This is a genomic window from Marinobacter sediminum (assembly GCF_016820575.1).
Classification (GTDB): domain Bacteria; phylum Pseudomonadota; class Gammaproteobacteria; order Pseudomonadales; family Oleiphilaceae; genus Marinobacter; species Marinobacter sediminum.
On record NZ_JAEMQH010000002.1, the window covers coordinates 1,421,144 to 1,441,945 of the forward strand.

The window sequence follows — 20,802 nt, forward strand, 5'->3', positions numbered from 1 at the left end:
CATTGGTATGAGTCCGCATTCTGACAAAACCGTAATTTATCAATATGTCAGCCGTATCAGCGCCCAGAACCTTGCCGGACTCATTCAATCATAGACCAGTTCCACAGAGTGGTCGCCCACCAGGTACCGAAGCTCCAGCAACAGGTTATCGTCTGGCTGCACACGCCAGGAATCACCCAGCTCGATACGGGTCTTGGCCTCGTCGCTGCTGTATTCGATCCAGACCGGGCTGCCTTCACAGCGGAACGGCCTCAGGGTGCTGTCCAGCTTCTCCAGCAAGCCGTTCTGCAGCTGATCCGAACGCAAGGCCAGCTTCAACCCCCGGCTGAACTGCTGACGTGCACTGCCCACGTCCATCACCGAACTCACCCGCATTTTCATCTGCCCGGAGTAATCGTCGTGGCTGACCTGCCCTTCCACCACGATCACCTGATCCGACTGCAGCAATTCGCGGTTCTCGAAAAAGGCCTCCGAGAACAGGGTAGCCTCGATGCGGGCGCTCCGGTCATCCAGCGTGATGAAGCACATGGTGGAACCCGTCCGGGTCTTCATGGTGCGCTGGGCCACCACCAGCCCCGCCACTCGCTGCGGTGACTTGTTAGGCTTGAGGTCAGCAATGGAGGAGCGCACGAAACGGCGCACCTCTTTCTCGTATTCGTCAAACGGGTGCCCGGTAAGATACAGGCCCAGGGTGTCTTTTTCCCCTTTCAGCCGCTGCTTTTCGGGCCATTCCCGGACACCGGCAACGTCGGCGTAAACATCTTCGCCTTCACCACCCTCCAGCATCTCGCCGAACATATCGGTCATGCCCACGGATTCGTTCCGGGACTGTTGGCCGGCCTGCTGAACGGCCTTGTCGATACTGGCCATCAACTGGGCCCGGCTGGCGCCTAGTTTGTCCATGGCGCCGGAGCGGATCAGTGCTTCCATGGCCCGCTTGTTGACCTTTTTCAGATCAATGCGACGGCAGAAATCGAAGATGTCCTGGTAAGGCTCGCCGTCACCGCGGCCTTCAACCACGCTCTGGATCGGCCCTTCACCCAGGCCCTTAATGGCGCCCAGGCCGTAAACGATCTGGCCCTCGTCGTTCACCGTAAAGGTGAAATCCGAGCGGCTGACGTCCGGGACCAGCAGGTCCAGCTTCATGTTTCGGCACTCTTCCACCAGCGTGACCACCTTGTCGGTGTTCTGCATATCGGCGGTAAGTACCGCAGCCATGAATTCGGCCGGGTAATGGGCTTTCAGCCACAGGGTCTGGTAGGACACCAGGGCGTAGGCGGCGGAGTGAGATTTGTTGAAACCGTAACCGGCGAACTTCTCAACCAGGTCGAAGATGTTCTCCGCGAGGGTGGCATCAATGCCATTCTGTTTACAGCCCTCAAGAAAGAACTCTTTCTGCTTGGCCATTTCCTCGGGTTTTTTCTTACCCATGGCACGACGCAGCATGTCGGCGTTACCCAGGCTGTACCCCGCCATCACCTGGGCAATCTGCATGACCTGCTCCTGGTACAGGATGACCCCATAAGTGGGCTCAAGCACCGGTTTCAGGCCTTCGTACTGGTAATCCGGATGCGGGAAGGACATAGGCTGGCGACCATGCTTCCGGTCGATGAAGTCATCAACCATGCCCGACTGCAGCGGACCCGGACGGAACAGGGCCACCAGGGCGATCATGTCTTCCAGGGAGTCCGGCTGCAGGCGCCGGATCAGGTCTTTCATCCCTCGGGATTCCAGCTGGAATACCGCAGTGGTCTCGGCCTTCTTGAGCATGTCGAAGGAGGGAACATCGTCGAGGGGAATCTCGTTGATATCCAGCTCCGTCAGCCCACGCTGTTGCCGGCGCGGGTTGATCATGTTCAGGGCCCACTTGATGATTGTCAGCGTACGCAGGCCCAGGAAGTCGAACTTGACCAGGCCGGCGTCTTCCACGTCGCCCTTGTCGAACTGGGTAACCAGGCTGCCGCCCTCGTCATCGCAGTACAGCGGCGAGAAATCGGTGATCTTGGTGGGTGCGATCACCACGCCGCCGGCGTGCTTACCGGCGTTCCGGCAGATACCCTCGAGCTTGAGCGCCATCTCCCAGATTTCCTGGGCTTCCTCGTCCTGCTCGAGGAACTCTTTCAGCTGGGGCTCCTGCTCTATCGCCTTTTCCAGGGTCATGCCCGGCTCAAACGGGATTAGCTTGGACAGTTTATCCGCCAGGCCGTAAGACTTGCCCTGCACCCGCGCCACATCGCGCACCACCGCCTTGGCCGCCATGGTGCCGAAGGTGATGATCTGGGAGACCGCTTCCCGGCCGTACTTCTGGGCCGTGTATTCAATGACCCGGTCCCGGCCTTCCATGCAGAAGTCGACGTCGAAGTCGGGCATGGATACCCGTTCCGGGTTCAGGAATCGCTCGAACAGCAGGTCGTATTCCAATGGGTCGAGATCAGTGATCAACTGGGCGTAAGCCACCAGCGAACCGGCACCGGAACCTCGGCCCGGCCCAACCGGCACGCCGTTGTTCTTGGCCCACTTGATGAAGTCCATCACGATCAGGAAGTAACCCGGGAACCCCATCTGGATGATGATATCCAGCTCGAAGTTCAGGCGCTTGTAGTAGGCGGCCCGCTTCTCATCGTACTCCGGATCGTCCTTGCTCAGGGTCTTGGCAAGCCGCTCCTCCAGACCTTCTTCGGAGACTTTGCGGAAGTAGTCGTCCATGGTCATCCCGTCGGGGATGGGATAGTTCGGCAGGAAGTACTCACCCATGCGCACCTTCACCGAGCACCGGCGGGCGATCTCCACGGTGTTCTCAATGGCCTCGGGGATGTCGGAGAACAGCTCGATCATGTCCTCGGCACTGCGCAGGTACTGCTGATCGCTGAACCGGCGATCCCGACGCGGATCATCCAGAGTCCGGCTCTCCCCGATGCAAACCCGGGCTTCGTGGGCTTCGAAATCCTCAGCCGTGAGGAAGTGCACGTCGTTGGTGGCTACCACCGGCAGGCCCAGTTCCTGAGCCAGTTCGACACTCAGATGCAGGCAGTCTTCGTCGCCGTCCCGGCCGGTTCGTTGCAACTCCAGGTAACAGGCACCCGGGTACAGCTTCATCCAATAGGCCGCTCGCTCGCGGGCCAGCTCCGGCTTCTCGGCCATCAGGGCCTTGCCGATGTCGCCCATCTTGGCGCCGGACAGCATGATCAAACCATCAGGGCGCTCTTCCAGCCATTTGCGCTGGATGATGGGCTTGCCGAAACGCTGACCTTCGGTGTACCCGAGGGATATGATTTCGGTCAGATTCAGGTAACCGTCATTATTCCGGGCCAGCAGTGTCAGCCGGAAGGGGTTGTTCGGTTCATCGGGATTTTCCAGCCAGAGGTCCGCCCCCATGATGGGCTTGACCCCGGCGCCGGTTGCGGCCTTGTAGAAGCGAACCAGCGAGCACATGTTGGACTGGTCGGTAAGGCCGACCGCGGGCATGCCCAGTTCGGCCACACGACCGATCAGGGGTTTGACCCGGACCAGTCCGTCGACCATGGAGTATTCGGAGTGCACGCGGAGGTGTACAAAAGTCTGCGCCATAACGTCGGGCAATTCCTGCTGATAAATTCTGTTTGGGCCCGGCGGTTAACCGCCGATCAAGGCCCGGATGTCTGCTTCTGTCTGGGGCCCGAACCGGGCCTCCAGCAGATCCCCGTCGGGGTTAACAATAAAGGTGGCCGGCAGGGCCACGGGGGTCTGCCAGCCTAATTTCTGCCCGGGATCTTCCGCCAGCATGGTGTACTCGATTCCCATGCGCTCGCCCAGGCGCTTCAGTTCTTCGCCATGCACGCCGTCAAAATTGACGCCGAGAACGGCAATGTCTGGAGCCTTATCCAGTTCATTCAGTTCCGGGATTTCCTCCAGACAGGGCTTGCACCACTCAGCCCAGTAATTGACCAGCACCCACTGGCCGCGAAGCATATCCCAGTTCATCTTTGGCCCGTCGGCCCGCTCCAGCTCAATCTTCTCACAACCGGCCAACGCCAAGACCAGGAAGAACAGCCCAACATGGGCCATCCGGGGGAAAAAGCTCCGGTTTGCAGGGTACTGCACGAGAAAACCTCCTGTTAGACTACGGGCCACTTAAACAACGGCATCCATTCAGACGGACGATCAGGCCAGAACATGACAGAACCCACCCGGATTTTCCATAACCCGCGCTGCTCGAAATCGCGACAGACCCTTGAACTGCTTACCGACCGGGGCATTGAGCCGGAAATCGTACGCTACCTGGACACACCACCCACAGTGGCTGAACTGGCGGACATCCTGACGGCACTTGATTGCGAACCCCGGGCACTGATGCGCACCAAGGAAAAGGAATACCGGGAACTTGGGCTCGACAACCCCGGACTGAGCCGCGATCAGCTGATTGCAGCCATGGTAGCCACCCCCAAACTGATCGAGCGCCCCATTGTACTCGCGAATGGCAAGGTCGCGGTAGGCCGACCACCGGAAAACGTACTGTCCATTCTGTAATTCCGGCCGCAAGCCGGAAACCTCACGTTCATTCCTTAGCCCAGGACATTAACCATGGCTGAACAATCGCCTTACATCCTGATTCTGTATTACAGCCGGAACGGCCAGACCGCCGAACTGGCTACCCAGATCGGCCGGGGTGTGGCCCGGGTCAGTGGGATCGAAGCCCGAATCAGGACCGTTCCACCTGTGTCGCCGGCAACGGAGGCATCGCTGCCGCCCGTGCCCGATAGCGGCGCACCCTATGCCAGCAAAGCAGATCTGGCTGAGTGTGCCGGCCTGGCTCTGGGCAGCCCCACCCGCTTTGGCAACATGGCAGCGCCGCTGAAACATTTCCTCGACACCACCGGTGATCTCTGGCTCAGTGGCACCCTGTCCGGCAAGCCTGCCGGCGCTTTCACCTCGACCGGCAGCCTCCATGGCGGCCAGGAAAGCACCTTGCTGACCATGATGATTCCGCTGCTGCACCACGGCATGGTGCTGTGCGGCCTGCCCTACACCGAAAAGGCGCTGGGCGAGACTGAGACTGGCGGCACGCCTTATGGCCCCAGTCACTGGGCCGGTACCGGGGAGCAACTACCGATCAGCGAGCACGAAAAATCATTGTGCCAGGCCTTAGGTGAACGGCTTGCCCGGTTCGCGCTGAAACTGTCAGCCTGATACAGCCGGGGCCAATGCCCGTATTTCATTTGAACACTTATTTTGGGAAATACACTATGCTGCACAATCCGAAGGCCCAGAAAACGGCGCGCCTGACCATATTGCTCTACGTGGCGGTTCTGGCAACGCTGCTGGCCACCACTTTTTACCCGGCACCCGTGGAAGGCGTATCCATTCCGTTGGTGCTGGCTGTGAAGCTGCTGCCCCTTCTTGCCTTTGCGGTTCCGGTATTCCGTGGCCATAACCGCGGCTACATCTGGATGGCGTTCGTGATCATTTTCTACTTTACTCAGGCCGTGGTTACCGCCTGGTTGAGTGAGGGCGACATTGGCCCGGTTATCCTGACCGTGCTGACCTTCTTGCTGTTTACTGTCGCCATGGTGCACCTGAAGGTCAACCGCCCGGTCGCAGGCTGACTGCCACCGCAATGCTCCTGACTGCGAGACCCTATGTCCGATACCAAGTCGCCAGAACACGCCAACCTGCCGACGGCGCCGGCTCGAAGCATCCTGACTCTCAGGGATGTGTGCACGGCGTTGGTCACTAGCGGGGAAATCAGTCAGGGCGACGCCGAGCGTGTGCTCACCGCCAATCTCGGCGCCACATCCGGCAAAGGCCAGGATGCCAAACGACACCCTCTGGAACTGGTGGCGATAGCCGCGCTTACCAGCCGGAAAACCAATCGTACCCTGGATCTCGACCGGCTGACCCAGTGGCTTGCGGACTGGGCCGGACAACCCTACTTCCATATTGATCCACTGAAGATTGATGTCTCCGCCATCGCCAAGGTAATGTCGTACGCCTTCGCGCAACGGCACGGCATCCTGGCAGTGGAAATTAGCCCGGACGAGGTGTGGATTGCCAGCTCGGAGCCGTTTAAATCGGACTGGGAAGGCAACCTGAAACAGGCCATGCGGAAAGACATCCGCCGGGTCGTTGCCAACCCGGAGGACATCCGCCGCTACACGGTCGAGTTCTACCAGCTGGCGAATTCCGTCAGCAAGGCCGGCGGCGGACAATCGTCAGCCTCGGTTGGCAGCAACAACTTCGAGCAACTGCTGGACCTGGGTACCAGCGAAAATCCCGACGCCAACGACCAGCATGTGGTCAAGATCGTCGACTGGCTGCTCCAGTACGCCTTTGACCAGCGCGCCTCGGACATTCACATAGAACCACGACGGACGGTTACCCAAATGCGTTTCCGGATCGACGGGGTGCTGCACAATGTCTACGAGTTTCCCGAACATGTGGGCGTTGCCGTCACCAGCCGTCTGAAAATTCTCGGACGCCTGAATGTGGCCGAGAAACGGCGGCCACAGGACGGCCGGATCAAAACCCGCAAACCGGACAACCGGGAAGTGGAACTGCGCCTGGCCACCATGCCCACGGCCTTTGGCGAAAAGATGGTGATGCGGATCTTTGACCCGGATGTGCTGCTGAAATCCTATGAGCAATTGGGCTTCGGCAAGGACGACCGCCAACGCTGGCAAACCATCACCTCCCAGGCCCACGGCATTGTCTTGGTAACCGGCCCGACAGGCTCGGGCAAGACCACCACCCTGTACTCAACCTTGAAGCAGATCGCATCGCCGGAGCTGAATGTCTGCACCATCGAAGACCCGATCGAGATGGTGGAGCCCGCCTTCAACCAGATGCAGGTCCAGACCAACATCGATCTGACGTTCGCCGCCGGCGTGCGGGCACTGTTGAGGCAGGACCCGGACATCATCATGATCGGTGAAATCCGCGACCTGGAGACCGCCGAAATGGCCGTTCAGGCCGCCCTCACCGGCCATCTTGTGCTGTCCACCCTGCACACCAATGACGCGCCCAGCGCAATCACCCGCCTGATGGAACTGGGCATTCCGCCCTACCTGATCCGGGCGACTGTTCTGGGGGTTATGGCCCAGCGTCTGGCGCGCACGCTCTGCCCCCATTGCAAGACACCGGGGCCGGCGGATGAGCAGGCCTGGCAGGCCCTGACCCGGCCCTGGAAGGCACCGGTGCCGAAACAGTTTTACCAGCCCGTTGGCTGCCTGGAATGCCGGAACACCGGCTACATGGGACGCGCGGGTGTCTACGAGATCATGAGCCTGTCTGGCAATCTGACCCGGCAGATCACCGAGCGCTGCGAACTGGAACAGCTGCGGCTGGACGCCTACAAGGAAGGGATGAAGTCACTAAGGCTGGGTGGCGCCCAGAAAGTCGCCGCGGGACTGACCACGGTGGAAGAGATCCTGCGGGTGACACCGGAAAGCCAGCGCTAATCCCCGGCGTTTCAGGCGCCGGGCCGCATACCACACTGTTCCAGCAAGGCCTGCCAGCTCTCGGTATGGCGCGCCATGGCGGCATCCAGCTCAAGCCACAGGCTGTCGTCCGCCACCTGAGACAGATGCTTGCGATACCAACGGGCAAACTTGGGCGGCATCACCGCCCTTTGTCGCTCCGCCATCATCGCCAATGGTTCGATCAGCTCAACCCGGGCCCGGCTAAGATCACTCATATAGGGCTGTATCTTTTCGATATAAACGCTGAAGAACATGCTCTGGACAATCTCTGACTGATTGTTGGGCTTACCCTTGAGACACAGCGGACGTTGCTGGATTCGCTGCTGCAGCAACGCGGTGGCGTCATTCAGTCGGGTTTTAACCAATGCGGCACTGTTGATCAGCTGGCCGGCCCGGTATTCCGCCTGCCAGCGTTGCTGGACCGCACCGGCAAACTCCAGCGAACTATCCAGTGCATTCTCCTCCAGCGCTTCTTTTCCCGCCAGCAGCGCGCCCACGACCTGATTCATCCGATCACTGTCACGGGCCAAATTTGCCACCGGATTGCCCTCGCTCTGAACCGGATAATAGCCCTTGGCCAGGGTAAACAGGGTCTCGATCTCCTCGACGCCCCAGGTGGCGTTCCAGAGTGCAATCGGCAGGGTTTCCCGTTTGCTGGCAATGGCTTCGTTCAGCACCTCCACCAGATCTTCGTCTTCGGTTTCCGGGATACAGTCCTGGGCTGCGCGAATAAAGCGCAGCTCATAGCGCAGCCGGTTCAGCGGCTGCATAACCTTGCCCATCACCGAGTTCTTCTCACCCACTACGAACTGCAATTCACAACCGTAGAGCGACAGGAAATCGAGCATGCCCAACTCAAGCTCGGGCATGGTCAGTACGCGATCACGGCGGCGGGGAATTTGGGTGGGTAAATCGATAGCGGAAAGCCCCGGCTCTGTTTCCAGAACCCGGGCTACCCGTTCGACGTATTCGTCCATCATCGGACGGGCTTCAGAGAAGGGATTGCAGGCGCTCAGTACCACCATCAACAGGCCCGGAACGCACAATCTGATCCATCCTGTACCGGGCATGAACATCTCCTGATGGGTTACGCCAAGGGCGGATTACCGCTTTCTAAGCAGGGTATCCACCTCCGAAAAGGTGCGGGCGACAAAGCGACCAGTGTCCGGCAGGTCGCCATCGCGAACCAGCCAGGCGGTCTGCATTCCAGCCGTTTCCGCCGCCTCCAGTTCCGCCTCTACGTCGGACAGGAACAACACCGTGGACGGCTCTACCCCTAGCTCACCGAGGATGGCGTGGTAAGACCCGGCTTCTTTCTTGCCGCCGACCCGGGTATCGAAATAGCCGGAGAAGTACGGCGTGAAGTCGCCCGCCGTGGTATGGCCGAAAATCAGCTGCTGGGCTTTGACCGATCCGGAAGAATATACGAACAGACGCAGGCCCCGATCATGCCAGCGCTGCAGGTAATCGGCGGCGTCATCGTAGATGTGGCCCTTGAGCACGCCCTGCTGATAACCCTGCTCCCAGATCAGGCCCTGGAGCGTCTTAAGCAGCGTTTCCTTGCGATCCTCACGAATCCAGCCCTGAAGGGTATCGATCAGGCCATCAATATCGTCACGGTCAACGCCAGCGGTGGTCGCCACTGCATCCAGCTGCTCTGCCACCAGCGGGTTGTCCCGGTGCTGGGCCCGAACAAAGTCAGCCAGGTGCTCGCTGGCATACGGAAACAGGACATCGTGAACGAAGGAAATCGAACTGGTGGTGCCTTCGATATCGGTCAAAACTACCCGAATCATTCGACCGCTCCCGCCAGAGCTTCGTAGCGGGGCAACCGTCCGGCGATGTCTTCGCCAGTGAAGTCCGCAACCCAGCCTTCCGGATTGGTAAACAGGCGAACGCAGGTAAACGCCGGTTCCGGCCCCATATCGAACCAGTGCCGGGTGCCATTGGGCACGCTGATCAGATCGTTCTTCTGACACAGTACCGCCAGCACCTGGTCACCAAAGTGCAGATAGAACAGCCCCTGCCCTCGAACAAAGAACCGTACCTCGTCTTCGCTGTGGGTATGCTCATCCAGGAATTTCTGGCGAAACGCCTCTTTCTGCGGGTTGTCCGAATTCAGGCTGATTACGTCCGCAGTCTGGAAGCCGTTCTCAGCTTTCAGGGTCGAGATTTCATCCTGGTAAGCCGCCAGAATGTCTTCTGGGGAGGCATCCGCCGGCAGGTCACGGGTCGGCCACTGTTCAAAGCGCACACCGTGCTGAGCCAGCAGGTCGCGAATTTCCGAAGGGTTGTGGGTTACCGTATGGGCCGTCGCTGGCTGGCTTTGATCAAAAACACTCAAGGTAGTCATGGGCGAACCCTCATGGTTTCAAGCTCACATTCAAACAAAAATTCGAAGGCTTCGACATGGCGCAGGCAATCGGCCATGGTTTTGCCCCAGGTGTAGAGGCCGTGACCGCGAATCAGGTACCCGGGCTGGTCCCGATGGGCGCTGAACCAGGCTTTGGTGTCACCGGCCAGGGCGTCAATATCCTGGGTATTGTCGAACACCGGCACGGACAACACCGACTCATGGGTATCGACGCCGCTGAACGCCTTTTGCAACTCGTAACCCTCCAGCACCAACGGCTCGCCCGCTGCCAACAGACGGCTCAGCACCGTGGCCTTGACCGAATGGGTGTGCAGCACGGCGCCAACCTCCGGGAAAACCTCGTACAGCACCGTGTGCAGACGGGTTTCGGCGGACGACCGACAATTGCTCTGCACCGGCTGACCGGCCAGATCCACCACCATGACGTCGCCCGCGCCCAACTGCCCCTTGTGGCGCCCGGATACAGTGATCGCGATGTGCTGGTCATCAATGCGCGCGGAATAGTTACTGCTGGTGGCCGGTGACCAGCCTCGCTGGTACAGGAATCGACCGGCCTCGACGATCTCGTCGGCCGCGATGGCATATCGGGTTACATCAAACACGGATTCTCCCTCAGGGTCTGACGCCCCTTTCGAGGCGTTCGCGTGGGGACATTATAGGGATGGTGAAGCGGCCCGCAAATGGTGGCGCGCGGCAATCAGATCGGCGACCACGGAGATGGCAATCTCAGCGGGCGTCTTACTGGGAATGCTGACACCAATAGGGGCGCGCAGCCGGTCCAGCGCCTGTTGATCCAGGCCCAATGAGGCCAGCCGAGCACGGCGGGCGTCTGACGTTCTCTGGGACCCCATAGCGCCGACATAGAATGCGGGCGTCGTCAGCGCCGCCAGCAGGCCCATGTCATCAATGCGCGGATCGTGCGCCAGTGCGAGCACCCCGGACCAGGGATCAGCGAAGTGCTGGACCACCAGATCGTCCGGCAACTTCCGGTTCAGCGGTATATGGGGATAACCCCAGCCTTCGGCAAAGGCATCCCGGGGCTCACAGATTGTCACTTCGAAATCGGCCGCCTCGGCAAACTCGGCGACATAGCGGGCAACCTCACCGGCGCCGATCAGCAACAGCCGACACTCAGGCTGCAGTACCTGCTCCAGGCATTCGCCATCGAAGTTTACTGACGAACCGGGCTGACCCACCGCCGGCTCAAGCTCCGGGGACGAATCCAAACGGACCCGCCGCAATACTGGCTCACGGCGATCCAGCGCCGACGCCAGGGCAGCAACGTGCTCAGCCGCTTCAGCGCTTTGCAGTGGCTCCACCAATAACCGGATCCGGCCACCGCAGGGGAGCTGAAAGTTATCGCGATCGTCGTCGGTGATGCCATAGTCAATGAGCACCGGCTTTGCCGGCCCATCGCTGACGGTTCGGCCCAGCAAGTCCTCTTCCAGACAGCCACCTGACACCGACCCACTCCAGCGTCCGGACTCGCTGACCGCCAGCCAGGAACCCACCGGTCTTGGCGACGAGCCCCAGGTTTCGACAATGGTACAGAGCCAGACTCGCTCCCGCTCACCTACACCTTCTCCCTCGCTCTCTCCCAAACCGAGCCAGCGAGCAACATCATGAATGACCGAGGAATGGCCGGAGGTTAGTGAGCGCTTGTTCGACATATCAGACATCCGCCGTTAAAGGCAGGGAGCGCTGGCGCTGCCCTGTGAGTGCAAACAGTGCGTTGCCCAGAGCAGGAATCACCGGCGGTACACCAGGCTCACCTACACCGGTCGGCGCCGCCTCGCTGTCAACGATATCCACCGTCACCTCCGGGCGTTCGTACTGACGCATCAGCCGGTAGTCGTGGAAATTGCTCTGCTGGACCTCGCCCTGTTCCAACGTAATCTCGCCATACAGGGCAGCGGTCAAGCCGAACAGGATGCCGCCCTCAATCTGGTCCTCGACGATTCTGGGATTCACCACCTGGCCGCAGTCAACGGCACAGGCGACCCGATAGACGCGGATCTCACCATGCTCGATGCCGGCTTCGACCACCTGGGCAACGTGCGTGCCAAAGCTCCGGAACAGGGCAATACCTCGAGCCCGTCCCTCGGCCAAAGGTTCGCCCCAGCCCGCCAATCTGGCGGCACGGTCGAGGACCTCCCGGTGCCGTGGCTCATCCGCCAGCAGTTTCCGGCGGAACTGGTAGGGATCCTCACCCGCCTCGTGGGCAAGCTCGTCCATGAAGGTTTCAACCGCAAAGCCATTGTGGGAGAAGCCAACGGACCGCCACCAAGTCACCGGCACACCTGGATCGGTGTGGGTATGACGGATATCGATGTTACCCACGCCGTAGGGGTATTCGATTGCGCCTTCGATGGCGGACATGTCCCTGGGCGTGGCGATACCTTCGAACATCAACCCGGCGGAGCCCAGGCTGTTGTACAGGAATTTGGGAGCCCAGGGATACTGGGCGGGCGCGGCGTTGCGCACGTACCAGTCGAGAATCTGGGGGCCGACAATCTGATGGTGCCAACCGGTCAGTTTGCCGTCTGCCAGCGAAGCTTTCATCCGGTGCAGCATGGCCGGCCGGAACAGGTCGTGACGGGTATCTTCCTCCCGAGACCAGATCACCTTGACCGGCTTGCCAATCTTGAAGGAAACGGCGGCCGCCTCCTCAATGAAATCCTGGGTCAGCCGACGCCCGAATCCGCCACCAAGAAACGTGGTGTGGATAGTGACGTCGCCGGGGGAGAGATCGGTCACCCGAGCCACGGCAATCTGGCCCAAATCGGGGGCCTGAGTCGGCGCCCAAACCTCGGCACGATCGCCCTGGTACCAGGCCGTTGCATTCATCGGCTCCAGGGTCGCGTGGGCAAGGTATGGTTGCGCGTATTCGGCAGAAAAAACGGTCGACGCCGCTTTACTGGCGTCATCAAAATCGCCTTCACTGCGCTCGGACTCGCCCGGGTCTTCATCGGCGGCCTTACGGTATCCCTCAAACACGTCACTGGTGGACAATGACAAGGCATCGGAAAAATCCCAGCTGACACTCAGTGCAGTCTGGGCTTTCCGTGCCCGCCAGTATTTGTCAGCGACAACGGCGACACCTCGCTCAATCTCGACCACATCGACAACGCCGGGCATGGCCCGGACTTCGTCGCCGTTGAAGCTACGGACACGGCCGCCATAACGGGGTGATCGAGTCACCACGGCGTAAACCTGCCCCGGCAATTCCACATCGATACCATACTCGGCGGTGCCGGTGGACTTGGCCCGGGCGTCCAATCGGTTGCCTTGCTTGCCAATAAGCTTCCATTCACTGCGCGGCTTGAGCGCAACTTCGCCCCGTATCACTTCCTTGGACGCCAGCTCTACCAACTGGCCGTAGCGCAGGGAATCAATCCCATTCGGATGTAGCACATGGCCGTCTCGAACCGTGCAGGCCTCGGCTTCTACCTTCCAGATTCGAGCCGCAGCCAATTTCAGCATCTCCCGGGCCGAGGCACCGGCGGTACGCAGCGGCTCCCAGCTAGTGGCAATACTGGTACTGCCTCCGGTGAGCTGCAGTTTGTACAGAGGGTTACGGTATTCCGGTGCCGCCGGCGCAAACCGTGGCGTGATGGCGGCAGGCGCCACCTCCAGTTCTTCGGCAATCAGGGTGGTGAGTCCGGTGTAAGTGCCCTGCCCCATCTCTACCCGAGCCAGGGTGAAGTAGATTTCATCATCCTGGGTCAGCTCAAGCCAGGCATCGGGCTTCCACTCACCGGTTTCGGGCTCATAACCGGTCTGGATGCCCGCACACCCCGGCAAGGACAGAGACAACATCAAGCCGCCAGACGCACCGGCGCCTGCTTTCAGAAACGCGCGTCGATTCATGGTCATGTCACGCGCCCTCCTGCTGGTCCGGGCGCGAACCTGCCGCCACCGACTCGACCGCAGCGATGATGCGGGAATAGGTACCGCAACGGCAGATGTTGCCAGTCATCGCGTTGACGATGTCATTCCGGCTCGGCGATGGGTTGCTGGCCAGCAGATGGGCAGCACTCATGATCTGCCCGGACTGGCAATAACCGCACTGGGGCACACCCTGCTCAATCCAGGCTGCCTGCAGCGCGTGCAGGCGATCCTGGTCGCCCAGGCCTTCTATCGTGGTGACCTGAGCCCCAGCAGCCAGCTCAACGGGAGTTGAGCAGGAACGCACTGGCTGACCATTGAGATGCACCGTGCAAGCGCCACATAGCCCGGCACCGCATCCAAATTTGGTGCCCTTCAACCCCAGTTCATCCCGAATCACCCACAACAGGGGGGTATCTCCCTCCACGTCAAGCTTACGCTCTACGCCATTGACCGTCAGGCTCACCGCCATGTTCCTACTCTCCCTTACACGCTCCCGGCTTATCCAGGCGCACAATGTTGTTGTTTAATTATCCCGGGTGCGTCCGAAACGAACCGGTTACTTAACGACGTCCTCGCCTTCCTTGTTGACCCAGATTTTGCGGTCACCGCCTTTCATCTGGCCGTTGGTGTCCCATACTTCGCGGTTCTCGGTAGCGCTTTCCAGCTCGCCGTTGTCATTCCAGATAACCCGATCCTGACAGCCGGCCAGTGCGGCCACAGCAAACATCATCAATACCAGTTTCTTCACCTTGCATACCTCTCAGGGGTCATTTGAGTAATCATCGATGGGGGGCGAAGCGACTATCGCCGGCTATGAAGCTCACGGTTGTGCTGCTTGTCTCGATCGCCCTTGCGAACCATGACATAGACAGCGCCTGTGCCACCATGGTGTTTCTGGGCCGAATGAAAGGCCATGACATCGTCCAGCTCCGGCAGCCACTTGGCCAGGTAACTTTTCAGCTGAGCAATGCCATCGGGATTTCGCTCGCCTTTGCCGTGCAGAATGATAACCGAGCGCAGACCGTAGCGAACGCAGTCGCCAATAAAGCCAAACACTTCCCGCCTGGCCTGCTCAACGGTCATCCTGTGCAGATCCAGCCGTGCCTCAATGGGGTACTGTCCCAACCGCAGCTTGCGAAAGACACCATGTTGGATGCCGGGGCGTTGCCAGGTAAGAACGTCGTGGGCCGTCAGCGGCTCCACCATATCGGACGTTAATGGGTTGCTGTCCTTGACGGCCTTGGCCACGGCGGCACGCTGGCGCTCCAAATGGCCAGGAGTGAGATCCCTGGGCGTCTGGACTTCCGCACGGTTGGGCTTCTTGATCCGCCGGACATCTTTCATTTCTTCAAGAAAGCTCAGGCGTTCTTCTTTAGTCGTCATGGTAGTGCTACTAATACCTAATGAATTCGGAAACTTTACCACCCGCTCCGCTTCCCATAAAGAATCGTCGCGCGGCCTCAACTTTTCCTTCAAACTCTTGCCGCTCGGCATACGTTCAGTGAACTACACTGGAAACGGAAACATCACTGAAGCAAAGGCTCCCTGACATGGCAGCAGCAAATCCGGACAGCGCCCGACCACAGAATACACGCGCCATCATGACGTTTCTCCGGGAGCATGCCCCCTTCTCCAGCATGGACGATACCCACCTCGCCCATTTCGCCGAGCATGCGACCCTGCGTTTCTATGCCGATGGCGATGAAGTCATTTCGCCGGACGACGGCGTCATTAAACGATTTTACGTGGTCAAGCAGGGACGGATTCGCGGTGAACGTCACAACGCCAAAGATGACCGAACCGACACTACGTTTGAGATCAGCCTGGGCGAGTGCTTCCCCCTGGCCGCGCTGATCGGTGAACGGCCCACCAGGACCCTGCACCGGGCCGCCGGCGACACCTTCTGCCTGAGCATCGAACAAGACGCCTTTATCACCCTGTTTTCCGCCAGCGACCCGTTCCGGGACTTCTGCCTGCGCGGCGTTAGCAGCCTGCTTGATCAGGTAAACCAGCGCATCCAGTCCAGCGCCATGGCGTCCATCGGGTCCAGCAATTCCCTGGATACACCACTGGAACGCTATGCGCTCAGAAACCCCATCGTCTGCTCACCCGATCTGCCGGTCGAAAAGGCGGTGGCGCGAATGCATGAAAACAGCGTCGGCAGCATTATTGTCACCGATGACAACCGGCACCCCACCGGCATTTTCACGCTCCGGGATCTTCGCACCCTGATCGCCGAGCACAAGGCGCCATTGGATGCACCCATCCGCCAGGTGATGACTCAGGATCCTATCTGTCTGCCGGCCCACGCCGATGCCTTCGAAGCGGCGATGCTGATGGCGGAGCATCATTTTGCCCACCTGTGCGTGGTGGACGACGAACACTGCCTGATCGGCGTGGTGTCTGAGCGCGACTTGTTCTCCCTCCAGCGGGTCGATCTGGTCAATCTGGCCCGCACCATCGGCACCGCCACCCATTTGCGTACCCTGGTCAGTCTGCGGGCCGACGTCTCCCGCCTGGTCGATGCCATGTTGGCGCACGGCGCCGACTCAGGCCAGGTGGTGAAGATCATCACCACACTCAACGACGTAACCGTTCGCCGTGTGCTGGAACTGAACATCAAGAAAAACGACCCGGGCATTCCCTTCACCTGGTTGACCTTCGGCAGCGAGGGGCGCCAGGAACAGACGCTGCTGACCGACCAGGACAATGGCATCCTGTTCGAGACACCGGAGGGGATGACAGAGGATCAGGTACGGGAGAAGCTGCTGCCGTTCGCGCAGACCGTCAACCAGGAACTGGCCGAGTGCGGATTCACCCTGTGCAAGGGTAACATCATGGCCAGCAACCCCAAGCTGTGCCTGAGCGACAACGAGTGGGACGACTGGTTTATCCGGTTTATCGATGCCTCAACACCCCAGAATCTGGTCTACTCCTCGATCTTCCTGGACATGCGAGCAGTGTTCGGACCGACCAAACCGTTGGAGGAGTTGCTGGACAAGGTGCTGTCGCGCATCCGAAAGAACGCCCTGTTCCAAAAAATGCTGGCTGGTAACGCCTTCCAGCGGAAACCGCCCCTGACCATGTTCCGAAACTTTCGCTACGTGACCGACGGCAACAAGCAGGCCCTGGACCTGAAGCGTCAGGGGTTGGCGCCGTTCGTGGAATCGGTGCGGGTATTTGCCCTGGCCAATGGGGTGGGCACCGCCAACACCCTGGAGCGGATGGACGAGCTGGCCAAGAAAGGCGTTTTCGACCCGAAAGACGCCAATGCCTGGAAAGAAGGCTACAGCCTGATCCAGGCCATTCGCATGCGTTCGCACCAGGAGCTGCTGAATCGCGGCGAGGAACTGACCAACCTGATTGACCCGGACGACCTGAACCCGCTGGACCGTCGCATTTTGAGGGAATCGTTTCGGCAGGCCCAGCGCCTGCAACAGAAGCTGGAATTAACCTATCAACTCTAACCGCAACGCTGGGGGCGGGGCCTGAACCATGCTTGAGCAAATCAAACATTGGCTGGATCGGCGCCGGGGAGGCCGGGGTGGCCATCTCGATCTGGAGAACCTGCCCAACGCGAAAACTCCAGGCGACCAGTTGCTGTCCGATTGCCGGCTGATTGTCCTGGACCTGGAAACCACCGGCCTGAATGCCGCCAAGGATGAGGTCATCGCCATCGGCGCCGTCGCCATCAGCGGCGGCGCGATCCAGCTCAGCGATCAATTTGACCTGATCCTGAGACGCCCGGAGCTGGACATCACCGAAACGGTGCTGATCCACGGCATCGGCAATGAAGCCCTGACCCAGGGCCATGAAACCGAAGACGCCCTGCTCTATCTGCTGGAATGGATGAACGGCGATCCGGTGCTGGCGTTCCACTCCGCCTTTGACCAGAAGTTTCTCGAGAAAACCCTCCGTAGCCAACTTGGCTACACCACCAGCCACACCTGGATGGATGTAGCCGACCTGTTACCGGTGTTTTTCCCCAAGGCAAAACCGGGGGGCAAAGGCCTCGATCACTGGAGCGATTTTTTCGGCCTGGAGGCCAGCGCCCGTCACAATGCCGCAGCCGATGCCCTGGTGACCGCAGAACTGACGCTGGTGGCGCTGAACCGGGCCAAAAAACACGATGTGAAGACCCTGCGCCAACTGCACGACAAACTGCACTACCACCGACGCCTCCAAAACATGCATCGATTTTGAAGCCTGCTCAACTTAAGTGGTTAAAAAACCGTCGAGTCTCGGGCAACTGACTGAGAATTAGACCTTTTGCCAATATCCATATACCCCTTTAAGGGTAAAGTCAGAAAGGACGACAAGTCGGAGCTTTACTATATGAATAACAAATGCTCTATCCGGAAAACCCCATATAAAAACCGCTCGTTCGCCAAAACAAAAACACAGGAGTGAACCTATGTCAGGTCATAGCTACGATGCTGAAAACTATTGGAAGGCAAACCTGCGCCTGATTGTCGGAAGCCTGGTCATTTGGGCTCTGGTTTCTTACGGCTTTGCGATTCTGCTTCGCCCCATGCTCGCCGGCATTCCCATCGGCGGAACCGATCTGGGCTTCTGGTTCGCCCAGCAAGGCTCAATCCTTACGTTTATCGCCCTGATTTTTCACTACGCATGGCGCATGAACAAAATCGACGAAAAATTCGGCGTGCATGAGGAGTAAGAACCAATGAGCCAATTTGCCATCAACATTATGTTCGTAGGGGGATCGTTCCTCCTGTACATCCTCATCGCTATCTGGGCCAAGGCCGGTAGCACTAAGGACTTCTATGTCGCCGGCGGCGGCGTGCACCCGATCACCAACGGTATGGCGATCGGCGCCGACTGGATGTCTGCGGCATCGTTCATCTCCATGGCGGGCCTGATTGCCGCCGGTGGTTATGCCAACTCCTCCTTCCTGATGGGCTGGACCGGCGGCTACGTGCTGCTTGCCATGCTGCTGGCTCCTTACCTGCGGAAGTTCGGCAAATTCACCGTACCTGAGTTCATCGGCGACCGTTTCTACAGCAAGAACGCGCGTCTGGTAGCGGTTCTCTGCCTGATCGTGGCATCCGTGACCTACGTTATTGGTCAGATGGCGGGCGCCGGCGTTGCCTTCTCGCGGTTCCTTGAAGTCGACGCCACTCTGGGCCTGATCATTGCCGCAGTTGTGGTCTTCATTTACGCCGTTCTCGGCGGCATGAAGGGCATCACCTATACTCAGGTGGCGCAGTATTGCGTATTGATCATTGCCTACACCATTCCTGCGGTGTTCATCTCGGTACAACTGACCGGCAACCCGATTCCCGGTCTGGGCCTGTTCTCCACTCACGTGGACTCCGGCATGCCGCTGCTCTCCAAACTGAACCAGGTCATCACTGATCTCGGTTTCAACGAGTACACCGCGGACGTAGACAACAAGCTGAACATGGTGCTGTTTACCCTGTCACTGATGATCGGTACTGCAGGTCTGCCCCACGTCATCATTCGCTTCTTCACCGTGCCGAAAGTTGCCGATGCGCGCTGGTCCGCCGGCTGGGCCCTGGTATTCATCGCCCTGCTTTACCTGACCGCGCCGGCTGTTGCTTCCATGGCACGCCTGAACCTGATGACCACCATCTACCCGGATGGCACCGCGGCCGCCCCGATCGAATACGACGAGCGTCCGAATTGGGTTCGGGAATGGGAAGTCACCGGTCTGATCCAGTTCACCGACAAAAACGAAGACGGACGCATCCAGCTGTATAACGACAGCCCGGCGTTTGAATCCGAGGCGCAATCCCGCGGCTGGAAAGGCAACGAGCTGGTGGTCAACCGGGACATCCTGGTACTGGCTAACCCGGAGATTGCCAACCTGCCAGGCTGGGTCATTGGCTTGATCGCAGCCGGTGGTCTGGCCGCGGCCCTGTCCACAGCGGCCGGTCTGTTGCTGGCGATATCGTCGGCGATCAGTCACGACCTGATCAAGGGCTCGATCAACCCCAACATCTCCGAGAAAGGCGAACTGCTGGCAGCGCGGATTTCCATGGCCGTCGCGATCGTGGTGGCCACCTGGCTGGGCGCCAATCCGCCGGGCTTTGCGGCTCAGGTGGTGGCACTGGCGTTCGGTATTGCCGCTGCTTCCCTGTTCCCGGCGCTGATGATGGGTATTTTCTCCAAGCGGGTTAACAACACCGGTGCTATTGCCGGCATGCTGACCGGTCTGGGCTTCACCCTGACGTACATTTTCGTCTACAAGGGGTGGCTGTTCATTCCGGGCACCAACAACCTGGCGGACACCCCGGAAAACTGGGTGCTGGGTATCTCCCCGCTGTCCATCGGTGCGGTTGGTGCAATCGTCAACTTTGCGGTAGCCTTCGTGGTATCCAACGCTACTGAAGAGCCGCCCGTTGAGATTCAGGAGCTGGTTGAGAGCGTCCGTTACCCACGTGGTGCAAGCGGAGCTCAAGACCACTAAGCTACACGCGACCTGATTCAATACTTTGACAGGTTGTACTGGACGGGCTTCCTCGCCGAGGGAGCCCGTTCTTTTTTTGAGGAAACGACTTTATGTTCTGGACCTTTGTCGCCACTGTCTTCTGTGGCCTGGGCGCCGCCGGGATTGCCCTCGGCATTCGTGCCGCCACCCGCAACCACGCCCCCAAGTGGATCATCCCGGCGTTTGCCGGCCTGGGTATGCTTGGTTACCTGATTCATGGTGAGTACACCTGGTACGACCACAAAAAAGACATGCTCCCTGAGGAAGCGGTGGTCGTGGATACTGAAACCGATGGCATCCTCTGGCGCCCCTGGACCTTTGCCTTCCCCTATGTCACGGCTTTCTCCACTGTCGACACCAAGAGCATCAGCCAGGATACGAACAACTCGGACATCGTTCGATTCACGCTTTATCGTTTCGAACAGAAGTTGACGGATGCCATCTCCCATCGGGTCCATATTCTCAACTGCCAATCCCGGGAACTGGTGCCGCTGGGTTCCGATGGCACACCGCGGGTCGATAACATGAAAATGCTCGACACCACGGATCGACTGCTGACAACCGTCTGCACCAGCTGACATGACGATTCCAGAATGCCTGAAACCAAGAGA

At 59.5% G+C, this 20,802-nt stretch carries 20 protein-coding genes; 9 read left to right on the forward strand and 11 right to left on the reverse strand.

Annotation, left to right across the window (positions count from 1 at the left end; genetic code table 11):
- Nucleotides 1–84 precede the first annotated feature (84 nt).
- Both dnaE and FGO67_RS13320 read right to left on the reverse strand, forming a co-directional pair.
- Nucleotides 85–3,567, reverse strand: a complete 3,483-nt coding sequence (gene dnaE / locus FGO67_RS13315; protein WP_203301115.1) for a DNA polymerase III subunit alpha — start codon at nt 3,565–3,567, stop codon at nt 85–87.
- Between the two features lie 45 nt (nt 3,568–3,612).
- Complete coding sequence (locus tag FGO67_RS13320; RefSeq protein WP_203301223.1) at nt 3,613–4,044, reverse strand: TlpA family protein disulfide reductase; 432 nt, start codon at nt 4,042–4,044, stop codon at nt 3,613–3,615.
- 108 nt (nt 4,045–4,152) lie between these two features.
- On the opposite strand from FGO67_RS13320, the gene arsC reads away from it, so the two are divergent.
- From arsC to tfpB, 4 genes are read left to right on the forward strand one after another with little or no spacing between them, the layout of a single operon-like run.
- The gene (gene arsC / locus FGO67_RS13325; RefSeq protein ID WP_203301116.1) at nt 4,153–4,506 is read left to right on the forward strand and encodes an arsenate reductase (glutaredoxin); all 354 of its coding nucleotides are present in this window, start codon (nt 4,153–4,155) and stop codon (nt 4,504–4,506) included.
- Between the two features lie 54 nt (nt 4,507–4,560).
- A complete protein-coding gene (gene wrbA / locus FGO67_RS13330) occupies nt 4,561–5,166 on the forward strand; it encodes an NAD(P)H:quinone oxidoreductase (RefSeq protein WP_138442110.1) in 606 nt (201 codons plus the stop codon).
- Nucleotides 5,167–5,222: 56 nt separating this feature from the next.
- Nucleotides 5,223–5,582 (forward strand): DUF2069 domain-containing protein, encoded by a 360-nt coding sequence (locus FGO67_RS13335; protein ID WP_203301117.1) that lies wholly within the window; start codon nt 5,223–5,225, stop codon nt 5,580–5,582.
- A gap of 33 nt (nt 5,583–5,615) precedes the next feature.
- The gene (gene tfpB / locus FGO67_RS13340; RefSeq protein WP_203301118.1) at nt 5,616–7,433 is read left to right on the forward strand and encodes a type IV pilus assembly ATPase TfpB; all 1,818 of its coding nucleotides are present in this window, start codon (nt 5,616–5,618) and stop codon (nt 7,431–7,433) included.
- A gap of 11 nt (nt 7,434–7,444) precedes the next feature.
- On the opposite strand, the gene FGO67_RS13345 is transcribed toward tfpB, so the two are convergent.
- From FGO67_RS13345 to smrA, 9 genes are all read right to left on the reverse strand, one after another.
- Nucleotides 7,445–8,524: a DUF3080 domain-containing protein gene (locus FGO67_RS13345; protein ID WP_203301119.1), complete on the reverse strand. Its 1,080-nt coding sequence runs from the start codon at nt 8,522–8,524 to the stop codon at nt 7,445–7,447.
- 33 nt (nt 8,525–8,557) lie between these two features.
- Nucleotides 8,558–9,250, reverse strand: a complete 693-nt coding sequence (gene mtnC / locus FGO67_RS13350; RefSeq protein WP_203301120.1) for an acireductone synthase — start codon at nt 9,248–9,250, stop codon at nt 8,558–8,560.
- The gene (locus tag FGO67_RS13355; protein WP_203301121.1) at nt 9,247–9,807 is read right to left on the reverse strand and encodes a 1,2-dihydroxy-3-keto-5-methylthiopentene dioxygenase; all 561 of its coding nucleotides are present in this window, start codon (nt 9,805–9,807) and stop codon (nt 9,247–9,249) included. Before FGO67_RS13355 ends, mtnC begins: the two co-directional genes overlap by 4 nt.
- A complete protein-coding gene (locus FGO67_RS13360; RefSeq protein ID WP_203301122.1) occupies nt 9,804–10,430 on the reverse strand; it encodes a methylthioribulose 1-phosphate dehydratase in 627 nt (208 codons plus the stop codon). The genes FGO67_RS13355 and FGO67_RS13360 overlap by 4 nt, the downstream gene beginning before the upstream one ends.
- A 51-nt stretch (nt 10,431–10,481) precedes the next feature.
- Nucleotides 10,482–11,498 carry an XdhC family protein gene (locus FGO67_RS13365; RefSeq protein WP_203301123.1) on the reverse strand — a complete coding sequence of 339 codons (1,017 nt, stop codon included), beginning with the start codon at nt 11,496–11,498 and terminating at the stop codon, nt 10,482–10,484.
- Nucleotide 11,499: 1 nt separating this feature from the next.
- The gene (locus tag FGO67_RS13370; RefSeq protein WP_203301124.1) at nt 11,500–13,704 is read right to left on the reverse strand and encodes a xanthine dehydrogenase family protein molybdopterin-binding subunit; all 2,205 of its coding nucleotides are present in this window, start codon (nt 13,702–13,704) and stop codon (nt 11,500–11,502) included.
- A 1-nt stretch (nt 13,705) separates the two neighbouring features.
- Nucleotides 13,706–14,188, reverse strand: coding sequence for a (2Fe-2S)-binding protein (locus FGO67_RS13375; RefSeq protein WP_203301125.1), 483 nt, complete (start codon nt 14,186–14,188; stop codon nt 13,706–13,708).
- 87 nt (nt 14,189–14,275) lie between these two features.
- Nucleotides 14,276–14,467, reverse strand: coding sequence for a membrane lipoprotein lipid attachment site-containing protein (locus tag FGO67_RS13380; RefSeq protein WP_203301126.1), 192 nt, complete (start codon nt 14,465–14,467; stop codon nt 14,276–14,278).
- A 53-nt stretch (nt 14,468–14,520) separates the two neighbouring features.
- A complete protein-coding gene (gene smrA / locus FGO67_RS13385; protein WP_203301127.1) occupies nt 14,521–15,102 on the reverse strand; it encodes a DNA endonuclease SmrA in 582 nt (193 codons plus the stop codon).
- A 167-nt stretch (nt 15,103–15,269) separates the two neighbouring features.
- On the opposite strand from smrA, the gene FGO67_RS13390 reads away from it, so the two are divergent.
- From FGO67_RS13390 to FGO67_RS13410, 5 genes are all read left to right on the forward strand, one after another.
- Entirely contained in the window at nt 15,270–17,186 is a 1,917-nt protein-coding gene (locus FGO67_RS13390; protein WP_203301128.1) for a putative nucleotidyltransferase substrate binding domain-containing protein, read from the forward strand.
- 28 nt (nt 17,187–17,214) lie between these two features.
- Complete coding sequence (locus tag FGO67_RS13395) at nt 17,215–17,922, forward strand: 3'-5' exonuclease (RefSeq protein WP_203301129.1); 708 nt, start codon at nt 17,215–17,217, stop codon at nt 17,920–17,922.
- Nucleotides 17,923–18,133: 211 nt separating this feature from the next.
- On the forward strand, nt 18,134–18,397 hold the full coding sequence (locus FGO67_RS13400) for a DUF4212 domain-containing protein (protein WP_203301130.1): 264 nt from the start codon (nt 18,134–18,136) through the stop codon (nt 18,395–18,397).
- A 6-nt stretch (nt 18,398–18,403) separates the two neighbouring features.
- Nucleotides 18,404–20,170 (forward strand): sodium:solute symporter family protein, encoded by a 1,767-nt coding sequence (locus FGO67_RS13405; RefSeq protein WP_203301131.1) that lies wholly within the window; start codon nt 18,404–18,406, stop codon nt 20,168–20,170.
- Between the two features lie 92 nt (nt 20,171–20,262).
- Complete coding sequence (locus FGO67_RS13410) at nt 20,263–20,769, forward strand: hypothetical protein (protein WP_203301132.1); 507 nt, start codon at nt 20,263–20,265, stop codon at nt 20,767–20,769.
- Nucleotides 20,770–20,802: the final 33 nt, after the last annotated feature.